The organism is Pseudooceanicola lipolyticus, assembly GCF_002786325.1.
Classification (GTDB): Bacteria; Pseudomonadota; Alphaproteobacteria; order Rhodobacterales; family Rhodobacteraceae; genus Pseudooceanicola_C; species Pseudooceanicola_C lipolyticus.
Map to the genome: position 1 here is coordinate 1 of NZ_PGTB01000423.1, position 608 is coordinate 608.

General features: G+C 71.4%; 1 protein-coding gene. It reads left to right on the plus strand.

Translation table 11 applies throughout. The features are described 5' to 3' along the window. A partial coding sequence (locus CVM52_RS26390) for a methyl-accepting chemotaxis protein (RefSeq protein WP_240621095.1) occupies window positions 1-608 on the plus strand: 608 nt, incomplete at both ends.

Here is a 608-nt window from a genome sequence, read left to right on the forward strand (position 1 = left end):
CGGCGCCGGCGAGGCCGACCGCGCGGTGCGCAGCGCCCGCAGCGATGCCGAGACCAGCGGCGAGATCGTCCGCGAAACCGTCGCGGCCATGGGCGAGATCGAGACAAGCGCCGAACAGATCGGCCGGATCATCGGGGTGATCGACGATATCGCCTTTCAGACCAACCTGCTGGCGCTGAATGCCGGGGTCGAGGCGGCGCGCGCCGGCGAGGCCGGGCGCGGCTTTGCCGTGGTGGCCTCGGAGGTGCGCAACCTGGCGCAACGCTCGTCGGGAGCGGCCAAAGAGATCAAGGCGCTGATCTCGACCTCGTCCAGCCATGTCGGCCGCGGCGTCAGGCTGGTTAACCAGACCGGCGAAGCGCTGGGCACCATCGTCACCTCGGTGGCGCATATCGCCGATCTGGTGTCGTCGATCGCCACCGCCTCGGCCGAGCAATCCAGCGGCATTGGCGACATCAACGCCGGCGTCGGCCAGCTGGACCGGGTCACCCAGCAGAACGCGGCGATGGTGGAGGACGCCACCGCCGCCAGCCACGCCCTGCGCCAGGAGGCCGACGCGCTGACCGGGCTGGTGCGCCGGTTCCGCGTCGAGCGCACCGCCAGTCCGG